23 protein-coding genes and 1 riboswitch are annotated in these 24,231 nt (G+C 34.6%); of the genes, 9 read left to right on the top strand and 14 right to left on the bottom strand.

The window, feature by feature from the left end:
* Positions 1–21 precede the first annotated feature (21 nt).
* The 5 genes from Q3V31_RS10790 to Q3V31_RS10770 all read left to right on the top strand — a co-directional run bounded on the left by Q3V31_RS10790 (position 22) and on the right by Q3V31_RS10770 (position 5,270).
* Positions 22–195: a hypothetical protein gene (locus Q3V31_RS10790; RefSeq protein WP_001030236.1), complete on the top strand. Its 174-nt coding sequence runs from the start codon at positions 22–24 to the stop codon at positions 193–195.
* A complete protein-coding gene (locus Q3V31_RS10785) occupies positions 170–1,138 on the top strand; it encodes a polyprenyl synthetase family protein (protein WP_016129906.1) in 969 nt (322 codons plus the stop codon). The genes Q3V31_RS10790 and Q3V31_RS10785 overlap by 26 nt, the downstream gene beginning before the upstream one ends.
* Complete coding sequence (locus Q3V31_RS10780) at positions 1,131–3,272, top strand: sensor histidine kinase (protein WP_001244598.1); 2,142 nt, start codon at positions 1,131–1,133, stop codon at positions 3,270–3,272. The genes Q3V31_RS10785 and Q3V31_RS10780 overlap by 8 nt, the downstream gene beginning before the upstream one ends.
* On the top strand, positions 3,244–3,852 hold the full coding sequence (locus tag Q3V31_RS10775; protein WP_016129907.1) for a response regulator transcription factor: 609 nt from the start codon (positions 3,244–3,246) through the stop codon (positions 3,850–3,852). Before Q3V31_RS10780 ends, Q3V31_RS10775 begins: the two co-directional genes overlap by 29 nt.
* 854 nt (positions 3,853–4,706) lie before the next feature.
* On the top strand, positions 4,707–5,270 hold the full coding sequence (locus Q3V31_RS10770; protein ID WP_000553354.1) for a GNAT family N-acetyltransferase: 564 nt from the start codon (positions 4,707–4,709) through the stop codon (positions 5,268–5,270).
* A 319-nt stretch (positions 5,271–5,589) separates the two neighbouring features.
* Here Q3V31_RS10770 and Q3V31_RS10765 read toward each other — a convergent pair whose 3' ends face one another.
* The 3 genes from Q3V31_RS10765 to Q3V31_RS10755 all read right to left on the bottom strand — a co-directional run bounded on the left by Q3V31_RS10765 (position 5,590) and on the right by Q3V31_RS10755 (position 9,645).
* Entirely contained in the window at positions 5,590–6,258 is a 669-nt protein-coding gene (locus Q3V31_RS10765) for a protein kinase family protein (RefSeq protein WP_002076388.1), read from the bottom strand.
* A gap of 921 nt (positions 6,259–7,179) precedes the next feature.
* The gene (locus Q3V31_RS10760) at positions 7,180–8,820 is read right to left on the bottom strand and encodes a M20 family metallopeptidase (RefSeq protein WP_329765023.1); all 1,641 of its coding nucleotides are present in this window, start codon (positions 8,818–8,820) and stop codon (positions 7,180–7,182) included.
* A 75-nt stretch (positions 8,821–8,895) separates the two neighbouring features.
* Complete coding sequence (locus Q3V31_RS10755) at positions 8,896–9,645, bottom strand: IclR family transcriptional regulator (RefSeq protein ID WP_000250741.1); 750 nt, start codon at positions 9,643–9,645, stop codon at positions 8,896–8,898.
* A gap of 264 nt (positions 9,646–9,909) precedes the next feature.
* On the opposite strand from Q3V31_RS10755, the gene Q3V31_RS10750 reads away from it, so the two are divergent.
* Both Q3V31_RS10750 and Q3V31_RS10745 read left to right on the top strand, forming a co-directional pair.
* Positions 9,910–11,334, top strand: coding sequence for an amino acid permease (locus Q3V31_RS10750; RefSeq protein ID WP_000195514.1), 1,425 nt, complete (start codon positions 9,910–9,912; stop codon positions 11,332–11,334).
* Between the two features lie 174 nt (positions 11,335–11,508).
* Positions 11,509–11,856, top strand: a complete 348-nt coding sequence (locus tag Q3V31_RS10745; protein ID WP_000589586.1) for a VOC family protein — start codon at positions 11,509–11,511, stop codon at positions 11,854–11,856.
* 218 nt (positions 11,857–12,074) lie between these two features.
* Here the strand turns inward: Q3V31_RS10745 and Q3V31_RS10740 are convergent, their stop codons facing one another.
* Positions 12,075–12,845, bottom strand: a complete 771-nt coding sequence (locus Q3V31_RS10740; protein ID WP_090814331.1) for a putative protein N(5)-glutamine methyltransferase — start codon at positions 12,843–12,845, stop codon at positions 12,075–12,077.
* 425 nt (positions 12,846–13,270) lie between these two features.
* Here Q3V31_RS10740 and Q3V31_RS10735 point away from each other — a divergent pair, with 425 nt between their 5' ends.
* Positions 13,271–14,617, top strand: coding sequence for a short-chain fatty acid transporter (locus Q3V31_RS10735; RefSeq protein ID WP_000490043.1), 1,347 nt, complete (start codon positions 13,271–13,273; stop codon positions 14,615–14,617).
* A 179-nt stretch (positions 14,618–14,796) separates the two neighbouring features.
* Here Q3V31_RS10735 and Q3V31_RS10730 read toward each other — a convergent pair whose 3' ends face one another.
* From Q3V31_RS10730 to Q3V31_RS10715, 4 genes are all read right to left on the bottom strand, one after another.
* Positions 14,797–15,159: a group-specific protein gene (locus Q3V31_RS10730; RefSeq protein ID WP_329765018.1), complete on the bottom strand. Its 363-nt coding sequence runs from the start codon at positions 15,157–15,159 to the stop codon at positions 14,797–14,799.
* A complete protein-coding gene (locus tag Q3V31_RS10725; protein ID WP_016129912.1) occupies positions 15,156–15,731 on the bottom strand; it encodes an NAD(P)H-dependent oxidoreductase in 576 nt (191 codons plus the stop codon). The genes Q3V31_RS10730 and Q3V31_RS10725 overlap by 4 nt, the downstream gene beginning before the upstream one ends.
* A gap of 29 nt (positions 15,732–15,760) precedes the next feature.
* On the bottom strand, positions 15,761–16,144 hold the full coding sequence (locus Q3V31_RS10720) for an SWIM zinc finger family protein (RefSeq protein WP_000271519.1): 384 nt from the start codon (positions 16,142–16,144) through the stop codon (positions 15,761–15,763).
* Positions 16,145–16,408: 264 nt separating this feature from the next.
* Positions 16,409–16,729 (bottom strand): hypothetical protein, encoded by a 321-nt coding sequence (locus Q3V31_RS10715; RefSeq protein ID WP_002094492.1) that lies wholly within the window; start codon positions 16,727–16,729, stop codon positions 16,409–16,411.
* 38 nt (positions 16,730–16,767) lie between these two features.
* A riboswitch (SAM riboswitch) is annotated at positions 16,768–16,866 on the bottom strand.
* 123 nt (positions 16,867–16,989) lie between these two features.
* Between Q3V31_RS10715 and Q3V31_RS10710 the strand changes: the two genes are divergently transcribed.
* Entirely contained in the window at positions 16,990–17,181 is a 192-nt protein-coding gene (locus Q3V31_RS10710; protein WP_000284539.1) for a hypothetical protein, read from the top strand.
* A 30-nt stretch (positions 17,182–17,211) separates the two neighbouring features.
* Here the strand turns inward: Q3V31_RS10710 and Q3V31_RS10705 are convergent, their stop codons facing one another.
* From Q3V31_RS10705 to Q3V31_RS10680, 6 genes are all read right to left on the bottom strand, one after another.
* A complete protein-coding gene (locus Q3V31_RS10705; protein WP_016129913.1) occupies positions 17,212–17,934 on the bottom strand; it encodes a YwiC-like family protein in 723 nt (240 codons plus the stop codon).
* Positions 17,935–18,127: 193 nt separating this feature from the next.
* Complete coding sequence (locus tag Q3V31_RS10700; RefSeq protein ID WP_000044912.1) at positions 18,128–18,829, bottom strand: ECF transporter S component; 702 nt, start codon at positions 18,827–18,829, stop codon at positions 18,128–18,130.
* Positions 18,802–20,463, bottom strand: coding sequence for an ABC transporter ATP-binding protein (locus Q3V31_RS10695; protein ID WP_329765017.1), 1,662 nt, complete (start codon positions 20,461–20,463; stop codon positions 18,802–18,804). The genes Q3V31_RS10700 and Q3V31_RS10695 overlap by 28 nt, the downstream gene beginning before the upstream one ends.
* Positions 20,436–21,314: an energy-coupling factor transporter transmembrane component T gene (locus Q3V31_RS10690; protein ID WP_329765016.1), complete on the bottom strand. Its 879-nt coding sequence runs from the start codon at positions 21,312–21,314 to the stop codon at positions 20,436–20,438. The genes Q3V31_RS10695 and Q3V31_RS10690 overlap by 28 nt, the downstream gene beginning before the upstream one ends.
* Positions 21,315–21,342: 28 nt before the next feature.
* A complete protein-coding gene (locus Q3V31_RS10685; protein WP_329765015.1) occupies positions 21,343–22,149 on the bottom strand; it encodes a DUF4430 domain-containing protein in 807 nt (268 codons plus the stop codon).
* A gap of 123 nt (positions 22,150–22,272) precedes the next feature.
* A complete protein-coding gene (locus tag Q3V31_RS10680) occupies positions 22,273–24,081 on the bottom strand; it encodes a DUF4430 domain-containing protein (RefSeq protein ID WP_329765014.1) in 1,809 nt (602 codons plus the stop codon).
* Positions 24,082–24,231: the final 150 nt, after the last annotated feature.

Raw genomic sequence — 24,231 nt, 5'->3', positions numbered from 1 at the left:
ATTTGGAAAGAGGGTTTTTTTATGAATAAAGCAATATGGGAATTTTTAATGGAGATGAAAAAAAACAAACTTACCTTTGAAACTTATGAATTATGTCCTTCATTGGAGACACTATCAGTTGAAGAGCGAATTGTATTAGATGAGTATGCAAAGGATTTCCGGGTGAAAATTGATGGTGGAAATCAGTGGGTTTAAAGATTGTTTAATCAATCATATTGATTACCATATCTCCTACCGTAATCAAAGTGATGAATCTGAAATACTTCTACTTATTCAGAAATGTCTTTCTCATAAAGGAAAGATTTTAAATCCTGAATCTTCTGGCTTCTCATGGGGAGAGCTATATCTAGCTCTTTCTTTTTTGACCAAACGACAACCAATAACAAAAAGAGAATTAGATAAGGCAATGGGGGTTGAATTTATCTTTTTATCAGCGGATATAATAGATGATTTGTGTGATGGAGACGTATTAGATCCATTATATTTTAAAAACGAATATCCTCGTTTTTTGTTAGTTTCTCAATATTTACTTATGCAAGGACTGATATACTTAACTTATAAGACAAAAGATACTGCAACACGAGATCTTCTCCAACAATTGATACATTCGTGTTGTGGAGAATGGAAAGATATCCAATTTTGTTTTTCAATAGATAAAAAAATAATTTTAAGTGAAGAAGAATATATGAAACTTATTGAAAAGAAATCTGGTCTACTCACAGAAATTATCTTTCGAACTATTAATCCTGAAAATAGATTTTTAAAAGAAATCACATCTTATATAGGGATAGCTGGTCAGCTAAGAAATGATGCTAATGATGCCATGACAGATAATAAAAATGACCTTCAGGACTTAAAGGCTTATCTTCCTTTTTTAAAAGCTTATGAATATAGTTGCAAAACACAGGATAATTTTTTTGAAAATTTAACGGATAAACAAATATCTTCTTCACCTGAAGTTCGGGCATTAGTCCGGGATTACATAGAACAATCTGGAGCACTACACTATTGTCGTATCCTATCTCAACTATATTATAGAAAAGCATTTGCACTCTTAGAAATGCATTTTGTTCTTTCTAAAGACGAAATGACTTATTTTCAAATGATGGTTATGGGCAGAGGTCACTCCTATGCGTAATATTTGGTTCTGTATACCTTTAAGCATTTTATATTTATTAATACTTTTAATAAATAACTACTATTTTCACTCTAGTAATTTTAAAGAAAGCGTTAACTCTTTATTAATTAGTCATTTTTATATGATCAGCGTTATTAGTCTTATTTTTTTTACTATAGGATTAATTAGCTTTTTAAAAAAAAGACAATCTATTGTAGCAAAAAAATTCTTTTCTCTAACATCAGTCTTTGGGATAGCTATTTTAACATCCTTATTATCTAGCTATGATATAAATATTTTTAAAGCTATAGAGGTGAGTAGTATTTTTATGCTTTCTTATCTCTTAATAAGTTTTTTCTCTAATTTCCCTGTATCTACCAAACCAAAATATGTAAAAATATTCAACCTTGTATCATTTGTAATTTCAACAGGATTGACAATTATTTATATAATTTTTTGTTGTTTTGGATATATGTCTAACAATAATTTTAGCTTTTTATTTAAAGTTTTACTAATTACTAACCTATTTCTGAGTATTAGCATCTGTGTTTTTCTTGTTTCATTACATTTACGAGAAAATAATCTTAAGGTGAAAAGTCAATTATATATTCTGATTTTTGGTATTATTCTTAGTTTTTTACCTATTGTTCTACTTAATCTGATTCCCGGTCTACTTTTTGGGGAATCTAAAATTCCATTTACATATTGTTTACCTAGTATTATTATATTTCCTTTAACTATTTCTTATTTATTAATAAAGCAAGAAGTTATCGAATTTGAGATTAGAATTTCTAAATGGCTAACAAACTTACTCTTTTACTTGCTCAATTTCTTATTTTTTAATTTTTCAGTTGAGCAATTCATAGATTTGTCACAAAAAGAAATATTTATACTATGCAGCTTAAGTGTATTATCTGTTGTACTCTCTGTATATATATATAAACTTATTCTCTCATTATTTAGGTATTTAAACATAAAAAAGGATGCACAATCAGGTTTACATAAGATTGAGCTTTTTCAAACACTCTCGAAGGAAAAACATGCTAAAGAGCTTGCGAAATTAGTCGGACAGCTTATTAACCAGATGTTTAACATTAACGGCGTTTCCGTAATATGGAACTCAAATAGTATTTATCATTCATTATATGAGACAGGTATTTTTCAGGATATGGATAAATTTGAGCTGTTTAACCAATTGAATCAACTTGAACAGAATTACTTACTAAAGGAAGGTACTACTCCAATTCATATTCAGTTTGAAAAATACCACTTAATTTGTTTTCCAATACTCATTTACCAAGGCATGCAGGGAGCTATTATTATTGGTGAAAAAAATGATTATACATTATTTAAACCTCAAGAAATTAATGAACTTGAAGAGGTTGTAATAAACTCGGCAAATTTACTATTAAGTGTTAATACTCTCAATAGTAATAAAAAAGAAATTCGAAAAGCAAAGGTAAAAGCTCAAAACTGGAAACAATTTAATTATCAGATTATTCAATCTCTAGAGAGTGAAAGGAAAAGGCTTTCGATTTTCTTACATGATGAAATTCTTCAAATTCTTATTTTGCAATTAAACGAAATAAGAATGCTTCAGACCAAAAGAAACTTTTCTATAGACATATTAAATTCAATGGATGAGCAACTTGAAGATATTATCTATAGTATTAGAAAAATGTGTCATAATCTTCACCCTATTATCGTAGAAGATTTAGGTTTAGAAGCGAGTTTACACACACTAAAACGCGAGTTCGAATTAAATTATCGCATTCTCATTCATATACAATTTAATTGCAAATTAAAAATTCTCTCGAAAAATATCGAAATACAGATTTATCGTATTATAAAAGAGCTACTGAATAATGCTATAAAGCATTCCAAGGGGAATAATGTTCAAATACATATCATAGAAGAAAGAGGCTGCTATGTTTGTACTGTAGAAGATGACGGCATAGGCTTTTGTGTTCCGAACAGTTTTTCTGAATTTAGTACAAGCAACCACCTTGGTCTAATGACCATCCAGCGTCAAATTTCCGAGTTGAACGGAAATTTGAGGATATCTTCTGAAAAAGAACATGGAACATTAGTCACATTTACCATACCAGTAAATTGGGAGGAAAATAATGAGTATACATACACTACTAGTGGATGACCATTTGTTGGTTATGCTAGGCATCCAAAGACTACTAGAATCTGAGGAAGATATTGAGGTGATTAATACCGTTCACGATCCTTCCATGTTAATTAAAACTGTGGAAGATACCCGTCCTGATGTAATTGTTACAGACATCAGGATGAAGCAGTATAATGGTATTGAACTTACAAAAGATTTATTGTCAAAATTTCCGGATGTAAAGGTTGTAATTCTATCAGGATATGATCATGAAGAATATTATAATGCGGCCTTTGAAGCTGGAGCAAGTGCATACATTACGAAAGAAAGATCAGCATTTGACCTAGCTAACGCAATTCGTCAAAGTCACATGGGATATATACTATTTTCTAAGAATCAGATTATAGGAAATAATATTGAAGCACTAACTTCTGCTGAACAAAGAATATTACTCTTAATCTCAAAAGATAAAACAAATTATGAGATTAGTACGGACCTTTCAATCAGTAAAAGAACTGTAGAATATCACATTTCTTCAATTATTAGAAAACTGGGTGTAGATTCAAGAGTTGGAGCAGTCGTAAAAGGGATTAAAAAAGGATTAATTGAAGGTTTTTAAGGATAAGGGGACATTGCAGAACTGTTATGTCTAAAAGTTTATTGATAAATACAGAGAAACAGAATCATAGTATATAACCACCAATACCTGCAAATGAAGAAATAGGACTCATGATTGGGTCCTATTTCTTCATTTGAGATAACTTTAACCAGATAAAAATTACAATCTTTTATTATATTCATAAATTCCCTCCCCATTATATTTTAAATTCATTCTGTATATGTTCCCACCACATTTCTCTCAGGCTGGAAAAGCAAAATCTTGCTCAAAATGAAAACACGCCATCCTTTCCTATGATTCTACAGAAAGAATAGCGTATTTATTCATTTTAGGGGGATTTTATTTTGTTAGCTTGATAGCGATGTGACGCTACCCCATTATACAAAAGACAAAAGTTGGAAGATAATAGATGAAAAATAATAATTCCTTATTCAACTAACGCATGCATGAGTTGAATAACCTAAGGCTGCTTCGGTAGCCATTTTTTCGTACCAACTGGCAGTTTAGTTTTCAATATGTGAAAAGGGATTTCTAAGTGATGAATTGAATATATATTTATTGTTTACTAATTTTTGGGATGTCCCTTTATGGGAGATAAGTTTTACTGTATTGCTGTATATCAAGTTCTTAATGAAGAAAGACTAGGAGCTTCGCACGGTTCTATAATAACTTATAGTGATGCTGTGACAGGATTTCTTGTTAGTGAGATAGGGTATTTTTTAATTTATTTATTATAGTAACGTACCACGAAATTGCAACTCTCGTCCTCAAGAATTATTTCTTTTGGGTGAAAGTTTTTTTATTATATAAGTTTCATTCTGTCATAATTTAAAGTTTTCGAGAGGAGAAATGATATGCATCCTATTTTATTAGATGTTCCGTTACAAATAGAAACAGACAGACTAATTCTTCGATCACCACTTCAAGCTGGTGACGGGAATGTCGTACACCAAGCTATTAAGGATTCAATTAGTGAGTTAAAGCAATGGTTGCTTTTATTCCAGTCAATCCCCACTGTTGAAGAAACGGAAATTATCCTGAGAAATGCCCATATAGATTTTTTAAAAAGAGAAAGCTTTCGCTATCTTATCTATCATAAGGATACTAATGATTTTATTGGAACTGCTAGCCTTCACCGAATTAATTGGAAGATTTCTAAATGTGAAATCGGATACTGGATTAACACGCAATTTAGTGGCAATGGATATATGACAGAGGTAGTAAGTGAGTTAACAAACCTTGGATTTCAGTTACTTAAATTTAGAAGGATTGAAATAAGATGTGAATCTACTAACACGAAAAGTCGTGCGATCCCTGAAAAACTAGGTTTTGAGCTTGAGGGGATATTACGTAATGAAGATCTTTCAGCTGACGGTAAAAAACTAATTGATACCTGCATCTTTGCAAAGGTAAATTAGGTTAAAATTTTAATACTCAATTGAGTCTGTGTACATAGTTTATCCCCTTCTAATCCGTTATTGTGATTTGTTTAGAACTATAGTACATCAATATGTTTAAAATGTAATGTACTGAAATGGGTATTTTCTATTAAAACAAGAAGATTTACTTCTCATAATAATATCAGTATTATATACAAATGTTACAATCATTTTATAAATAAATTGCTTCATGAAATGATAAAATTAGGACCGTACATATTAGACATATCTAAAATGTACGGTCCTTTTGTTTACTAGTGGTTCACTTATCTAACCTAAAGATAAGTATGTGGGCCTTTTACAATTTGAATTTCTTTTTAAGCTTCTTATATTTTCTATATGAACGTCTAACAATGTTTAACATGAAATATGGTATTTTAACAGGGAAAGGCAATCTATAAATAAAAGGCAAGTAAAATGTAAAATACGCCTTTTCTAAGTCTCCCCACTTACTATCTTCTTTTGTTTTTAAGAAATCAGATACATCGACTACATATCCCCTTCCGTTTTCCATCATCACATTTTTCCCGTGAACATCACAAGGAGTTAATCCTTGCTCCCTTGCATACTCTATAGCCTCATTGATATCAAGGATTACCTGCTTAGGAATTTTAATCCCCTTATGGATAGCATCATATAAGGTAATTTCTTTTAAACGTTTCAATACTATGAAATTTTCTCCTTTATATATAAGCTTTGAATAAGAAGGATGATTTCCGATTCTTCGGTATACTTCTGACTCTTTTTCAATTCCTTCTCCTTCTCGCGCGTAAACTTTCACTACCCAATCTTTGTATTTTTTGTGCATAAATACTGCGGCATAATTACCTGTCCCTAAACACTTCCAAAGTCTAGGAATATCTTTAACTACTACAGGTTCGAATTCATCCTCGCTTCTTATGCTTACCTCTTTTAATAATTCGTCCTTTATCAATCTCACAAAACTATTTATACTCATCATTTCCACTCCGGTTTTGCTAAAAGGTGTACTACCCCATACCCATCAAGTTAAAAAGTACATCCTTCCCTGATACGAAAAAAAATGAGCAGACTTCACTAAGTAACTAACTTTAGAGAAATTAAATTTTCATTTAGGGGGGGTACTTCAAAAACCTTAAAATGGATATTCTACGCAAATATATACTATTGATACAATATGTTAACTTCACATGATTATATTATACAAAAACTCAGCAAATACCGTTACAAAAAGTGTACAAGCTACATTTATTAATAATATACAACTTATACAAGTTGTTCAATGAAGAATATTTCGCAGATAAAATTGACTGTTTTAAACCAGAAACTTTTAAAAATTCACTCCCATATACTCAAGGAGTTAACGAATGGATTGGCTTATTTTTTGCCTAAGGAAATAGATTAGCAGATGGAGAAAGCACTGGGTGCACTTTATGTGTACTGATTGTTCAGAATGGTGAAATAACCGATTCCCAAGCTAATATTGTTGTCACTGATGAAGCAGATCATTTGTTACTTGCTCATGAAATCGGACATGCACTATTTGCTAGAATAGTAAGGAACAATATAGAAAGCACAGCACCTTGTTGTGAAAATGATCCTACAGGTCATAGTAACGAAGAAAATGATCTAATGCTTCCGATAGTACCAGCAATCCCCAATCCTATTCTCACACAAAAAGAGGTAGAAAAAGTTCTGCAAAGTCCTAAAGCTTTTTATGTTCAATAATTAATATAAAAAAGAGGACAAGAAAATTCTTACATCACAATTTTCTCCCCTTTCTCTACTTATCAAGTAACATTAATAAATGAGGTACCGTCACATTCTCATAAAGCTAAGGCTTCACACTATTCATTCAGCAAAAAAAGACCGTATTACTACGGTCTTTTTTCTCTCTCTTATACAAACACTATGACTGTGTAACTTTATTAGAAACAAGTAATTTTTCAATACATATAGGTAACATATCTAATAGCGTTTCGAATGCGTAATTTACGTCCAGACGCTCCGTCCATTGATGTGCATCTTTTCCTACTGGCCCCATATTTAATACTGGAACGTCAAACTCTTCTAATTCCTGAAGTGGAATCGAATAACCTTTATCCCATAATGGCATATTGTCTACAAGGGAACTCATTGAATCCAATGGGTTTTGTAAGCCCACATAGCTCAAATCTGAAATTCCTCCAAAATAATTTTGATTTTCAAATGTAATACTATGATTATAGTGGGCATACTTTTCCATTTCTACAACTACCTCTTTAATGAAAGGATTTTTGCGTGAACTCACAGCTGGATAGTATGGCGGCGCAAAGAAAAGTACAATCATCGGAGCCTTTTCTTTACATAAAATAGATAATTTGTCTACTAAATCAATAGTTACCGCACGATCATCTTTATCTTCTCTATTTTTTATAATATCGGATTGAATTTCATCTATTTTCCCTTGCCCATGTTGTTCAATTGCATACGCGATAAGCTCTTCATACGTTAATACATTTACTTTAAGATTCGGCGGTATAAACGGATTATGCTTAGAAAAATGATACGCGCGCTCCTCATACGATTCTTCAATTTTCTCTGCTACTTTCGTTACCTTTTGACGTAACAACGAAACTACATCTGTCATCGTTTTTTCTAGTAAAAACAAATTAAATAATGTAACAGCACGATGAGGAATTTGTACAGAATAATCCTCCTTTAAGTCTCTTTGAAGCAAGTTAGTTGGTGGTGGACTCGCTTCACCATCTACAATATCACAAAGGTCAGTATTCAACTCTAATTCTGCTGTTAATAATGCAGCCATATAACTCCCATTTAATCCTGCAAAAGGTTCGCCTACATGTGTCTCTTTTCCATAGCAAAGGAAACCAGGTAACACCTTACCAATAGAACCAGTATAAATATACTTATTTTGGTCACCAGGATGTCTTGAAAACATAGGCTCTGAATTTAAGACCGTTTTATACTCTAAGTCATGTTCTTTTGCTAAATCTAATAATCTCGGAACTGCAGCTCTCATCCCTACAGAGTTCACTTCTTCATCTGGAACAGCCAATAAAAGAACATTCCCATCAAATCTTCCTTCACAAGCTTGCTCAACCATCGCCATTTGTAAAGCTAGACCACATTTCATATCCATCGTTCCTCTACCAAAGAGCCAATCTCCTTGCTCTATATCTTCACGTACATGATCTGGTAGCTCATCTTTATGAGAATAAAACATTGATGTTAATTTTTTAGGGTTAAATGCATCTTCTTTCCACACTCCATAATCTTGTACATCTACAACATCAAAGTGGCTAACAAGAATTACGGTATTTTTCGTACTATCGCTTTTCTTTACTAGGGCTGTAACAAAATATCGTCCATCCCCCGTCGGATTTTTTTGCAAATGATGCGGATTTTGTTTGAAATACTGTAAGTCAGATAATTGTTCTACAACAAAGTCTGGCAATATAACTTCAGCTTCTGAACCTGTAATACTAGGAATTTCAACAAGATTGCTTAATAATTGCACCAATTGTTCTTTAGATTGCCACTTTGACATATAAATCCCCCTATTTTTCCGCATTATGAAAATCAATTCCAATATATGAATAAAAAATGACGACAGTTATCAAAATTATACTTCTGATGTTCTGCCGATTTTTATTGATATTTCATGAGCAGCTTGTTTTACCTTACTAATAAGAAAAGATAGTCGATCATCATTAATGCGATGACTAATCAATCCGATACTTAATGCTCCTACTACTTTATGATTAAATCCTATAATAGGTGCTGCTACTGAAGCTGTCCCTTCTGTTTTTTCACCATAACTCACAGCATATCCTTCGTTTCTTATCTGCTTTATTTGATCGAAAAGAATTTGCTTTTGTTCTGGTAAAGAAGAAAGTAAATGTTCTACAATGTGTTCCATTTCATTCGTGTTCATATTGGCAAGCATCGTTTTATTTGCGGCGCCAATCGAAAGTGGAATCTGCTCCCCTAAGTTATCGATAACTCGAATTTTTAAAGGGCTATCAATTCTTTCAATGATAATAGAATGTGTTCCATTTGGAATGTTCAAATAAACACTCTCTTCAACTTCAGAGGCCAAACGCTTCATCACTTCTCTTGCAACAGATCTGTAGTCTACCTTCTCCAATTGACGTAATCCTATTTCCATCCACATTGGTCCAATCTTGTACTGTTTTGTCTCTGAAATTTGCGTAACTAATCCATGCTCCATTAGAGAGTTCAGTAACCTATGTACTGTACTAACCGGGAGATGTGTTCTATCAGCTATATCAGAAATAGCCCAATACTCTTTTTCATTTGTAGAATTCAACAACTTAATAATACCTATCGCTCGATCAATGGACTGTACCATAACTCGCCTCAACTTTACTTGTAGTATGTTTAGCCTAATTACCTATCAATTTAACAAAAATTTAAACTGAAATCAATTAATTTATTTAATTTTCTAAAAATAGAGATATAACACTATCAAAAAAATGAAAACGCAAACAAAAAAATATTGACTTTTCTTTTTAATTATCTGAAAATTAGAACAAGATTTCACATCACGGAATACATTCCATAATACGGAAAAACATCAATTTTCATACTACCAATTATGAAAGTGAGGAAAACAATGACGCAAGTAAACAATACAAACAATGAATTAAAGCGCACGATGAAAGGTAGACATTTATTCATGATTGCACTCGGTGGTGTGATTGGAACGGGGTTATTTAACGGATCTGGCTTTATTATTAGTCAAGCTGGACCTGGTGGATCCGTACTTGCCTTTATGGCCGGTGGATTATTAATGTATCTTGTTATGTTATGTCTTGGTGAGCTTGCTGTAGCAATGCCTGTTTCAGGATCTTTCCAGGAATATGCTACCAAATTCATTAACCCTGCAACTGGGTTTACAATCGGCTGGTTGTATTGGCTAAGCTGGGCGAATACGACTGGTCTTGAATTTACCACTGCTGGTATTACAATGCAGCGCTGGTTTCCTGATATTCCTGTCTGGGTTTGGTGTTTAATATTTGGTGTTACAATATTTACTATTAACGCATTATCCGCTCGTAGTTATGCAGAAACAGAATTTTGGTTTTCAAGTATAAAAGTATCTGCCATTATCGCTTTCATTATTCTTGGCGGCGCCGCTATGTTCGGCTTTATTGATTTAAAAGGAAACGAACCCGCTCCGCTTCTTTCAAATTTCGTAAATCATGGTGGTTTATTCCCAAATGGACTTGCCGCTATCTTATTAACAATGGTTACAGTCAATTATTCCTTCCAAGGTACAGAACTTGTTGGAATCGCAGCAGGTGAAAGTGAAGATCCAGCAAAGACTTTACCTCGTTCTATTAGAAATATAATATGGCGCACGATGTTTTTCTTCGTTTTAGCAATCTTTGTTCTTGTGGCCTTAATTCCTTGGGAAGAGGCAGGATTAACTAAGAGTCCGTTTGTTGCTGTATTTGATAATATCGGTATTCCATATGCAGCTGATATTATGAACTTTGTTATTCTTACTGCTGTTCTTTCTGTCGCAAACTCAGGACTGTACGCTGCAACTCGAATGCTTTGGTCATTATCAAAAAATGATATGGCTCCAGCCTTTTTAAAGAAATTATCATCACGAGGGATACCTCTAAACGCTTTAATCTTAACGATAGCTATTTCTGCTTTTTCTCTTTTGACAAGCGTTGTAGCTGCTGAAACTGTTTACTTATGGCTCATTTCAATTTCTGGAGTCATTACAATTATTGTTTGGATGTCAATTTGTGTTTCTCAATTCTTTTTCCGTAAACATTATTTAGCCGACGGTGGAAAATTAGAAGACTTAAAATTTAAAACTCCACTTTATCCTCTTGTACCAATTCTTGGTTTTGGATTGTATGGCATTATATTAATAAGTCTTATCTTTATCCCAAGTCAAAGACTAGGAATCTATTGCACTGTACCATTTATCATCTTTTGCTACATCTACTATCACTTTAAGGTAAAGAAAAGAATTGCTACTAACACTCATACAGAGACTAAAATTAGCGAAACTTCGTAATACTGTACGATATTTAAAAGACCTCACATTGCTTTTACTTCATGTGCGGTCTTTTATCATTGCTTTATTCATTTTTCCAGGCCCCCTATTTCCCACTTACTATTACTCTTTTGTTTTGATATATTGAATACATAGTCACATTAAAAATTAAAAGACAGACAGGAGTTAAATACAATGATAAAAGGTTTCGGAGGAATATTTTGGAGAACTAAAAATCTTGATGTTATAAAAAAATGGTACAGTGAAGTGTTGAAGATTGAAATAGAAAATTGGAATGGGACTGTGATTAAACCCGAATTAGGAACAGAGACTATCTTTTCTTTCTTTACTGAGAATGACAGTTATTTTCCAACAGAACAACAAGTAATGCTGAATTTCCAAGTACATAATCTAAACGAGACTATTCAGCATCTTGAACATATTGGTGTACCTCTTGAAAAGAAAGAAGAGATTAGTGAATTTGGAAAGTTTATTTGGATTAAAGATCCTGAAGGTCGATTGATTGAACTTTGGGAGAAATAGTGGATTTTAATCCTTTGCTATTAAGCTAACAGATGCCTTAGTTCAATAAGGTAAATAAAAAAGTGCATCTCCGTTTATTAGACACAGTCTAACAATCGGAGATGCACTTTTTTATGGATTAACACTTCTTAGTGTTGTAAATCCGTAGTTCCCTGATTCTACCCCTTGTAGAGATTGATTATCAAAATGATTATATTCATTGAATAGTGCTTATTTACTCAAAAGCTAGAATTAGAACCGATAATGACAGTAGCGTCCATTTCCTTGTTTCTAGCCACTTTTGTGCTAAGCCCAGCAGCAGCAAAGATTTCACAGGCCTGAGGTGCCTGAACTTCGCTCGCCTCTATCAAAAGATGTCCATCCAAAGCTAACCAGAGTAAAGCTTCTTCTGCGACTCTTCGCAGAATGTTAAGACCATCCTCACCTCCGTCAAGCGTCACATTTGGTTCATGTAGGCGTGCCTCCCGGGGGAGAAACTTTATTATTTCGGTAGGAACATAAGGTACGTTCGCGACTAGGATATTTACATGGCCCTTAAGTGAGTCTGGTAGAGCTTTATACAAGTCACCTTCAAAAGCATGACCGCCAAAATTCGTTACATTACGGCTAGCGCATTGTACTGCGATAGGGTCAATGTCAACAGAATATAATTCAACTCGTCCCAAAGCTGATGCCAGTGCGGCACCCACAGCACCTGATCCACAACATAGATCAACAATGATATCGCTAGAACGTGACAGAGCCTCTGTTTGATGAACAAGGAACTCGGTACGTTTACGCGGTACAAAAACGCCTCGATCCACTTCTATTCGTAGACCACAAAACTCCGTGTATCCAACAACGTATTCCAGAGGTAAACCGTTGACTCGCATTTCTACCATTTTCATAAGGTCCTCTGGAGTTAGTGCCTCTGACATAAGTAACCGGGTCTCATCTTCTGCAAAAACACAACCGGCACTTCGAAGCTTGCTAACTATATATTTTTCCATTTTCATATCCAAAAAGAAATTTGTTTTATTCTCTATATTATCTCACCACTTTTGATAAAGTTTGTTTGTAATTCAAAATTCGTTAAAAATAGCTAATATCCTTCTTCAATAATCCGGCTCTTACATCAACTTTAATCTGATGGACATATTCATCTATGACCACCTCTTTCCCTTGTATATAGAGCATTCTTTTCAATTTCAGTTCACAATGAAATAACATTTCAACATAGACTATCAATCTACCTATTCATTACGAAAACCAACTATTAAATATCTGAATTTTCTATATATTGAAAGGTATTACTCAAACAACCTCGAATATTGTAATACAGTGAAACTTTAATCAGCGTGGGGCTTTGTTCATCCCCCACTGATTATTAGCCCGCAAATAGCGGGATAAACATACATAAGGAGGTTGATCTATTTTGTTTCGTTCATTTACAAATGGATGTGTTGCCCTTGTGCAGCGTTTCTTGCCAGAACCGTTTATTTTATCATGTTTATTAACTGTTTTCGTTATCTTCTTCGGCATGTTTGCCACGCACCAAACACCGGTAGAAATGATTACGCACTGGGGCAATGGAATTTGGGGACTTCTCGCCTTTTCTATGCAAATGGCACTTGTACTCGTGACAGGATCTGCTTTAGCAAATGCCCCACTTATTAAAAAAGGGTTAACGAAAGCAGCGAAACTACCGAAAACGAATGGCCAAGGTATTATCGCAATTTCAATTGTAAGTTTACTAGGAGCATACATAAACTGGGGATTTGGTATTGTTGTCTCTGTGTTATATGCAAAAGAAGTGGCAAGACAGTTAGAAGGATTAGATTATAGGTTAGCAATCGCTTCTTCTTACTCTGGATTTCTCATTTGGCATGCAGGCCTTTCTGCTTCTATCCCTCTTACGTTAGCAACAGGCGGCGAAACTTTAATCAAAACGACGGCTGGAAGTATTAAAGAAGCGATTCCAATAACAGAAACTTTATTCTCACCATACGCTCTCGTTCCAGTTATTATCTTTTTAATTACGATGCCTCTCATTAATAAAGCAATGCATCCGGATGAAAAACATACGATTACAGTGGATCCAAGTGTATTCCATGAAGAAGCTGCAGCTCAAGAAGTAGGACAAAAAACATTTGCTGAAAAAATGGAAAATAGTATGATTATTACACTTTGCATTGGATTATTAGGTCTTATTTATATTTTTAACTATTTTAGTACGAAAGGCTTTAACCTTACACTTGATATCGTTATTTTTATGTTATTGATTGCGGGTCTTATTTTCCACCGTACTCCGATTCAATATATTCGCGCTTTCTCTGACTCAACAAAGAGCGCTTCTGGTATTTTACTTCAGTTTCCGTTCTATGCTGGAATTATGGGCATGATGATTGGAGCAAATAGTGAAGGGCTTTCGCTTGGGGGAGCCATTTCTACTTTCTTTATTAGCATTTCAAATGAAACCACATTCCCGCTCTTTACATTTTTAAGTGCTGGAATTGTTAATATTTTCGTTCCATCTGGAGGCGGCCAATGGGCAGTGCAAGCACCAATTATGATTCCAGCTGGCGCTGAACTTGGTGTACCTGCTGCGAAAACAGCGATGGCAATTGCATGGGGCGATGCTTGGACAAATTTAATTCAACCTTTTTGGGCATTACCGGCATTAGCGATAGCTGGTTTAGGCGCTCGTGATATTATGGGATTTTGTGTTGTTAATTTACTTTATGCAGGATTTATCATTAGTCTGTGTTTCTTATTTATTTAAACGAAAAGCTAGTTTTATACTAGCTTTTTTATATAATAATTCATTTACCCCGCTATTCTTGGGCAGTAAACTCCCACCTATATATCCACCTGAAGCAAAGCAGTTAGGCGGGAGATCAACTGCCCGTAAATGCCCGATTGGTGAAGGCTAATAATCAGTGGGAGGGAACCCCCCACTAATTAAAGTTTCACTTTATTTCCCATGCAATTTATAATCGTCTTCCACTCTATCTCCGTAAGATTTAATGCCGCAAATGCAAAAAAATCTTCACATACTTTTTCAATCAGATGTGGATTTCCCCTCAAGAAATTCCACTGTAACGCTTTAGGAAGACAATACGTTTCATATTCTTTACTTCCCCGTACTACCTCATCAACTTCTCTTTCACAAATCCCTCTTATTAAGTAATCATTTCTTAATTGAATCTTCATTTGCCGAAACGTTTCACTACATTTTTTCAATTGAAGTAAACATGTAATATACGTCCGAAAAAGTTCATTATCATACTGACAACAATTTATAATACGATCAAGTTCATTCATAATGTACGAACCTTTTCTTCTATTTGTAATAACCACTTTTCCCGCTTCTCTAGTTTACTCGTTTTCACAGATTGAAAAACAGACCGTTTTATATCGCGAATGCCGCAAAAACGTAAAACACCTCGTTTCATCATAATCCAATCCGCTGATCGATATAATAGTGCCACGTACCATAACGGTGAGTCTAACGTATTAATAACCCATGCTTTCTTTCCTTTCAATAAACCTTTCGGCAGGGCTCCTTCATATTTATAAGCAAATCCAGCTACAAAAATACGATCGATAAATCCTTTTAAAATAGCAGGCATGCCCCACCACCATATCGGATATATGAAAAGAAGAGTATCCGCCGCTTTCACTAAATCTCTATATCGCTTCGTCTCTTCTTCATATAGTAAATCCCGTCTTTTTTTCTCTTCATTAAATACAAGCACTGGATCAAATTGTTCTTTATATAAATCAAGTAACGTAACAGAATGATTTGTTTCCCCAAGTCCTTTTTGCACATGCTCTAAAATCGCCGCATTAAAACTTGAAGGACTAGGGTGAGCGTATATAATTAGTACGTTCACTACAAAGCAACTCCCCTCTACAGTTAAATCTACCCTTTCTTTAACATCTTCTCTACGATTTGGACATTTTTCGAACTTTGTAACAAACGATTTAGTACTGTTAGTAACTCTTCTTTTTCTAAGCCTTTCAGTTGGTCTTTTACTGTACTCTCACCAGCACCTTGAATATCATACACAACTGCCGCCATATGCTTACAATAGTTTTCATACGGACACTCGCAGCTACTTTTTGTAAAATCAGTAAGGTCAATGATCACTTCATAGTTTCCCGCATTTCCAGTAACAAAAGCAACTACTTTCTTGTCTTGTATTTCAACATCTTCTACATGTCCAGCTTCATAATATTCATAACCTTTATCCATAATGTACTTTGGAATCCATTTCGTTATATCTTTTAATAAGTAAGCGTACATAACAACACTCCTTCCTTTAATTCCCTTTTGACTTCAAAAACCCTGCATGTTATTCTAATTACTGTCAAGTAGCGAGTCTACATGACAAAACGACTGACACCTATTCGGCGAAGGTGTCTCTTTTCATTTGCAGCCGATAATGAAGTGCCTCTTTCAGGCACATTCAATCTTTGACACTACACACTCAACACCATTCCCTTGTATCAGGCTGCTTTAGCAGTCTTTTACTCTACATACTTCGTTATTTCAAGAAAAAAAGAGAGCCTAGCTCCCTTTTCCCGCTTTATAAAATACCCCTTTTTCAGTAAAGCGATATTCATCATCAGCTAAAGTAATTTTCCCATCCAGTTTGAGTTCATCTAATAATCTCGATAAATAAAATTGATGTAACATTTTTTTCGTGAATTTTCCTTCATGATGCGAAACGATATGTTCTTGAATATCTAACAATGATATTGGCTTATCTTGCTCTATCATATATTCATAAACTGTACTACGCAGTTTTACGTATTTTTCGAGTGTCACAGTACTTCGCAACCCCTTTCTTCTTATTATATGTTTTCGTAATCGGTTTTTTTGCAACAAAAAAACCTCTCCGATAAGAAGAAGTTACGTATATCTTCGTCTTATCTCCCAGAACAAAAATGTTCTGCTGGAATTAGCACCTGCATCGCGGTTGCTGGGTTTCATCGGGCCAGTCCCTCCACCTCTCTGGATAAGAAAATATTCACTTTATAATAAACTATACGTAATTTCATTTTAATTGTCAAATAAATATAACAAATTATATTTTTCTCCTCAGCGTTCATACTACATGTATATGAGTAAAAAAGGAGGACTATGAAATGTATCAAAATGCCCGCGGATATGTACAAGATTCTTTTCAATCATTAAAAGAAGCAAAAAATTGTTTAGAAGAAGCACTACAAACAGTTGAAAAAGATTTTAATCGCGCACGTATTGAACAATCCCTTTACGCCGTAGAGCAAGCATTGCAAAGATGTGATTATACCGTTCACATTTTAGAACAAGATTGAAAACTTCCCATCAATAGATGGGAAGTTTTTTCAAATGGCATACTTCATTATTATTGCCGTTATGATTAAAAAATATACAGAATTAACAATTTCTAAAACCCCTACTTTTAATATAGAAATTTTTTTGCCATACAATATAATTGCTCGAATGACACTTGGTACGAATATAAGAGAACACCATGGATTGATAGCAAATACAATTGCCGTCAATACAATATGATACCCCCAAGATATGAGACGATACTTTGGATTATTTTTCTCACGAATCATTGTTTTCACATAAAACGTACTTCCTAAAAAATACAAAAATGAAATAAGCGCAATGAATACTGCTGTTTTATCGATTTGCTTCATTGAAAAATAATAACTGATTAAACCACCTATACAAAACACCATAATCGCACAAATATCATTTAGTAATGCTCGTTCATTTTTTTGACGAGCGTAATACATATTTACAATAAACAATGGAATCATTAATACTGCGAATAAAAGAATTCGCCATTCATATAATAAAGAAATCATCCCAAATACAAATGCAGTGATAGAATAAACAATTGCAGCGTGTAAAAACTCTTTTTTTCGTCTTTGCCTTATGTACATGAGAAATGGATACGTAGCGAGATAGATAAAGAACCAGGCTAAAAACAGCGGGATATGATAAATAGTAGGTTTCCCAAGTATGACACTTAATAGAAATGGTATAACAAGCATGGCCCATGCTCCATGCTGCTTCGGAATAACTAACTTCATTAACTATACACCTCCCTCTTGAAAAGAATTCTCACCTACTATTATACAAATAACATCATATGAAAACGAAGATATATTACATCTATTCTTTGACACTTTTACAATAAAAAAATGCTCCTTACAATATGTAAGAAGCATGAAAGAGGCAAACGAATATGTAAGTCGCGACCCTACCTTATATGAGTATGCTTTTCTATGTCACGTTATGCTCATCTAATATACCGTATTTCTTTTTAAATCTTGTGAGGATCGTAATCCATGACGTACTAAATAGCAGAAGGAAAATAACATTCGATATCGCATGACTTAGATCGAATGAAAAACTTGCGGCATAGTACGCAATGACAGTTTCCCACGTTGCCTCCTGTATAAAACCGAGAAGACCCCAAAAATTCATAATCCATCCAAATAGAAATCCAACGACGAATCCGTACAACAATCTTCCCCATAGTTTTTTCATCAAAAATGTATTTCGGAGTAATCCTGCTATAAAACCGATCATGCCCCAAGAGAACATTTGCCACGGCGTCCACGGACCTTGACCTAAAAAGATGTTAGACACGATAGCTGCCGTTGCCCCAATCATAAAACCAGTTTCGCTCCCAAACACAATTGCAGAAACGATAATAACAAAAGAAGTCGGTTGTACACTCGGTAATATCGAAAATGGCACCCGGCTAACCGCTGCAATTGCCGCTAACACAGCAACGATAACAATTTCACGTGAAACAAACGCCTTCCTTTCAAAACGGACGTAGAAAGGTAACATAATAACAGCTAATAAAAACAAACTACTTAACATGTAATATCCATCCATGATAAGTGTAGTAAAGAGTAATGTGCCTATTATTACTGTAAAAATACAAATTATAAATGCAACATATCGTTTGGACACGCTTCGTACACATCCTCCCACGTTAATGCAAACGGTAACTCTTTACGGATGAATCGATTAATAGATGTTGTATAAAAGAAGTTACCACTAAAGAACTCTTTCGGTGCATCATTCATAATAACTTTCCCATCAAATAACATCATGCATTGATCTACATATTTTGCTGCAAACTCAATATCGTGCGTTGCCATTACAATTGTTGTACCTTCTTTTTGCAACTGTTTAAACAGCTCTCCTACTCTTTCCTTTTTCCATGGATCTAGCCCCTTTGTCGGCTCATCGAGTAATAATAAAGTTGGCTTTGATAATAACGTTGTACATAATGCAAGTAGTTGTTGCTCCCCGCCGCTACAATCATGTGGATGGCGCTCTTTAAGCGAATGTAACCAGAACTTTTCCAACATTTCTTCTGCTATTACTTTTCCCTCTTCGCCATATAATTCACGCGCACGTTCATACACTTCTTCCCACACTGTATCAAATGTAAAATGATAATACGGATGCTGTGATACATACCCGATACTTTTAAATCGTTCTTTCGAATCAATTTTATGTATCACTTTTCCATTCCACTTTACCTTACCTCTTCTAGCTTTTTGCAATCCTGCTAAAATCGTTAACAGTGTAGACTTCCCAGTTCCGTTTTTCCCAACTAGAGCTGTCCATTTTCCTTTTTCGATGTTTACTGTTAAATCTCGTAAAATAAGTGGACTATTTTTCTCATATTGAAAAGATATATGTTCTGCACTTAAAATTACTTCTTGCTTTTCACATTGTTCTACTTGCCCATTCCTATATGATATCGCTGAAAAATCATTCATTTTCATTTGCGCTTCTCGTACTGTAAACGGAATATCTTCTACATTCCACTCTAAAAACAATCTTGGAATTTGCGGAATAAATGGATGGAACTTTTCTACTTCCCACATGTTCGCTATCACACTTTTAGAAGTACCATCATAAATGATTCTGCCATTATCCATACAAATAACGCGTGTTGCGAGCGGTATAACTTCATCTAAACGATGTTCACTTAAAACTATCGTAATTCCAAGTTCTTCATTAATACGTTTTAACAATCCTAAAAACTCTTTTGCAGCAATCGGATCTAGCTGCGCTGTCGGTTCATCCAGTAATAGTAGCTTCGGCTGCATGACTAATACTGCTGCTAAATTTACTAGTTGTTTTTGACCACCAGATAACGTATGAACAGATTGGTGCAATAAATCTTGAAATCCTAAAAAGCTAATGAGTTCCGCTATTCTTTTTTGAATAATATGTGATGGTAACCCAATATTTTCCAAAGGAAATGTTAGTTCTTGAATAACTGTATCCATTACGAGCTGATTTTCTGGGTTTTGAAATACCATACCAATTTCTTGTGCGGATAATAAATCTGGTACATCTTCTAATAAAGCACCATCGTAATATGTATGCCCAGAACGCGTGCCAATTGGAAGTAACTCCTTTTTAAAATGCTTTAATAAAGTTGTCTTCCCAGAACCTGAACCACCAGCAAGTACTATAAATTCTCCATTTTGAATAGAAAGAGAAATATGCTGTAACGCTTCTTCATTTTCATCAGCATATATAAATGATAAATTCTTTATTTCTGCATGCGCCACCATATCCATTCCCTTCCTTCCATCATAATTGGTAAACTAACAAACATCATAAATAAAAAAAACATAACTCCATCGTATTGCTGGAACAGTATTGATTCCACTTTCGGATAGATAATCAATTTCCCTCCGCCATAATAACTAAATATGAATGAGGCTATAAATAGAATACTTAAATAACTTAGCGTGTACCAATCGCGTCTTTCCATTCTATACCGAATATAAGTCGTACGCTTCATTACACCAAACCCACGAGCTTGCATAGAATCTGCTGTTTGTAGTGCATCTTCTAACGAACAAACTAATAACACTTGCAGTAATTTCATCCCATTTTTTATACGCTCAATGAGTGAACCTGAATCTAATTGTACACCTTTCGTTTTTTGGACGAGTGTAATTTTCTTTAACCGCCTAATAAACAAAGGAACAAACCTCACTGTAATCATCGTTAACAATGCTACTTTCGGTGAAATTCTTGAAAATAAATATAAAAATTTATGACTCGAAATAATATCGTTATAAGAAGAAAACGTAAACATAATCGCAACTAATAATAACCCCATAACAAGTCCATACATACAGGCCTCAAGCTTAATTCGGCTATCTCCCAAATGAAATAACGTAGTCGCTCCTCTATGTGTTAATAAAGAGTTAAATAAAATAACCATTAAAAAGAACACGATAGTACTAGGTAGCATCTTTCTTATTTTCCCGCCATTCCCTTGTACTATATTTAAAATTACTATTAGTATAATCGCTCCAATTAAAAAAAGAGGATGAAGACACATCATGCATAGTATCATCACCCCAATATAATAGAAAAAATTCACAAAAGGATGTAAAGAAGAAAAACTTATTTTCATAGTCCTTTACCGAAGATCCTTTCTTAATTTAGTATACATACACCCATTCAACTGTATCTCCTGGTTTAACTGTAACTACACCAGCACTACGGTTTGGAAACGATCCGTTCACACGATATTTCCATCCGCTATTATCATTTACATCTTTTTCATATAAATTTTCAATACCTTTTACGTAAACATCACCTTTAGATCCACTCGCATCAACATCTAATCCTGTGCCCGTTAGCACACTATAAACAGTGTCGCCTTCTTGTACATCAACCTTTTTCGCACCTAATAAGTATCCTTCATTTCCTTTTACGGAGATAGTAACTTGTTTCGCTTTAGGTACTGGTGGTACTGGATCTGGTGGTGGTACCGGAGTTGGCGGAGCTGGTACATTATTGTTCTCTTCTGGATTTTTCTTTTGCTCCTGCTTTGGTGTTTCTTTTGGCTGATTAACAACCTTTGCTTCTTCTTTTACTTCTGGCGCTTTCGGCGGCTGTGGTTTCTCTTCTTGTACTTTTTGTTCCGGTTGTTTATTTGCAGCAGGCTGTTCCTTTGGTTTCTCTTCTTTCTTTACTTCAGGTTGTTCCTGCGCTTTTTCTTCTTTTGGTTTCTCTTCTACTTTTTGTTCTTGTTTATCTTTCTGCTCTTCTTGTGGTTTCTGTTCCGGTTCAGCTTGTTTCTCTTCCGGTTTCGGTACATCTTTTTGTTCTTCCTGTTTCGCTACTTCTTTTTGCTCTTCTTGCTTCGGTTCTACCTTCTTCTCAGGCTTTACAGCCGTTTCTTCACATCCGGCTAATAATCCCAATGAAAGAATTAAAGAAATGAACCATTTCATCTTACTCATGCTGTCCCTCACCTTTCTTATTAAAGTGAAACTTTAATAAGTGGAGATTTTGTTCATCCCCACTCATTATTAGGCCTCACTTTTATAATAAAATTAGGAGCAAATGATTGCTCCTAATTTTTGTTAAGCTGCTTTACGTCTCCATAATACATATGCAGAAGCGATACATAATACACCCATACCTACTTGTGTAGCTGCACCATGAGAAGTTGCTCCTGTTTGTGGTAATTGATTCTTATTCTTGTTTGTTTCTTTATTAACTCGTTCGTTATCTACAACAACTTTTAGATTTTCATCTTTTGGTTGTTTTTGTAACTCTTCTTGTTGTTTCGGCTGTTCTACAACTTCTTTTTCTTCTACAGTTGTCTCTGGCTCTACAATTGGTTTCGTATCGATTTCATTCTCTACTACATTTGACCAATCATAAATCGATTTTCCAAGATCTTTAAACTGAAGTAACGCTAAAAATACTTGCTCTGTAGCCATTCCGCTACCTTTTTGATCACTCGGTAACCATTTGAACTCACCATTTGGAAGCTGGTATGACATTACATTTTGTACTGCTTTATTAAGACGATCGTGATCTACATCTTTAACTAGCGATAGTCCAATAATTGCTTGTGCAGTACTATTAGAATTCTCTTGTCCATCAGCGGCAAAACCACCATTACTTAGCTGCTGCTTGTATAAATAATCAACAGCTTTTTGGATAGCTGGCTTTACATCCGTTTGATCTTGATAAGGAGCTAATGCTGCTAATACCATACTTGTTACATCAACGTTACTAGCACTTTCTTTACTACTTGAACTATCATACGTCCAGCCACCATCTGTATGCTGCGTGTTTAAAAGTGCTTGTACTAAAGTAGCTCGATTCCATTTCGCTTCGGCCGGAACCTCATATTTCTTTGTATCTAATGCAAGTAATGTAAATGCGTATCCTGTAACAGAATTCACTTTATCTGATTCAAATAAATTTTGCACTAAATTTTGTCCCTCTACCTTTGTAGGATCTACATTCATTGCATTCATCATAATAATCGTTCTAGCTAAATCTGTTGCTGAAAAACGATTTAAACGCTTCTTAACTTTTTCAGCTACTGGCTGAACATAGTTTATTTTCGTTTCAAGTGGAATATTTACACCTGAACGAGCAAGTCCAATCGCAACCCAATCACTACCAATTCCATCTTGTAACATCTTTTCTGACGTTTTAGAAATTGCTTCATTTAATTGTGCTGCTGGAATTTCAACTTTCTCTTGCTTTGGTTGTTCTGTTGTTTTATCTTCTGGTTTTGGTTCTTCTGTTTTACCGTCTGGTTTTTCTGTTTTCGGTTCTTCTGGTTTTGGTTCCTCTGTTTTACCATCTGGTTTTTCTGTTTTCGGTTCTTCTGGTTTTGGTTCCTCTGTTTTACCATCTGGTTTTTCTGTTTTCGGTTCTTCTGGTTTCGGTTCCTCTGTCTTTGGCTCTTCTACAGTTTTACAAGTGCCAAATTTATCTAACGTTTGTTGCAACGTTTCTTGACTCATATTACTCCAGTCCGCAACGTAACGAAATGCAACAACATCCCCAGACTCTAATTTATAACTATCTGCCCCAACTTCTGCAGATTTGTCATTTACATCATACAACCAACCGCTCGTTGCTCCGGCCATTAATCCGTCGATGCCCTTTATATACGTTCCAAATGACATGCTTTCAGATATTACTTTGTCACCCATGACTTTTTGCAACAAACTAAAAGCTGTTTCTCCATCTTCAATCGAAACTTCTTTTGGACATAACATAATTCCTTTTTGTGATTCACCAATAATTGCAAGTTTCGCTGTCTTTCCTTCAGCAAACGTAATATGTACTGTATTCGCAAAAGAGACAAATACAAGTGCCACTGCCATTAATGATGTAAGCAGCCATTTCTTTAACATTGCCATTCCAAAATTCCCTCCCCTTACTAACATTTACACAAAAAAAGACCCTTTAAGGGCGTGTGATTGACACTCTCTTTTTGTAAGTGTCGAACAAAATGCACAACACCTCCTACCCGCATTATTCGCGGCTATATTTGTATAGGAAAAATAATT

The organism is Bacillus nitratireducens, assembly GCF_036320425.1.
GTDB classification, from domain to species: Bacteria; Bacillota; Bacilli; order Bacillales; family Bacillaceae_G; genus Bacillus_A; species Bacillus_A nitratireducens.
Note: the sequence above shows the minus strand (reverse complement) of the source record. Positions and strands in the feature narration are given on the sequence as shown.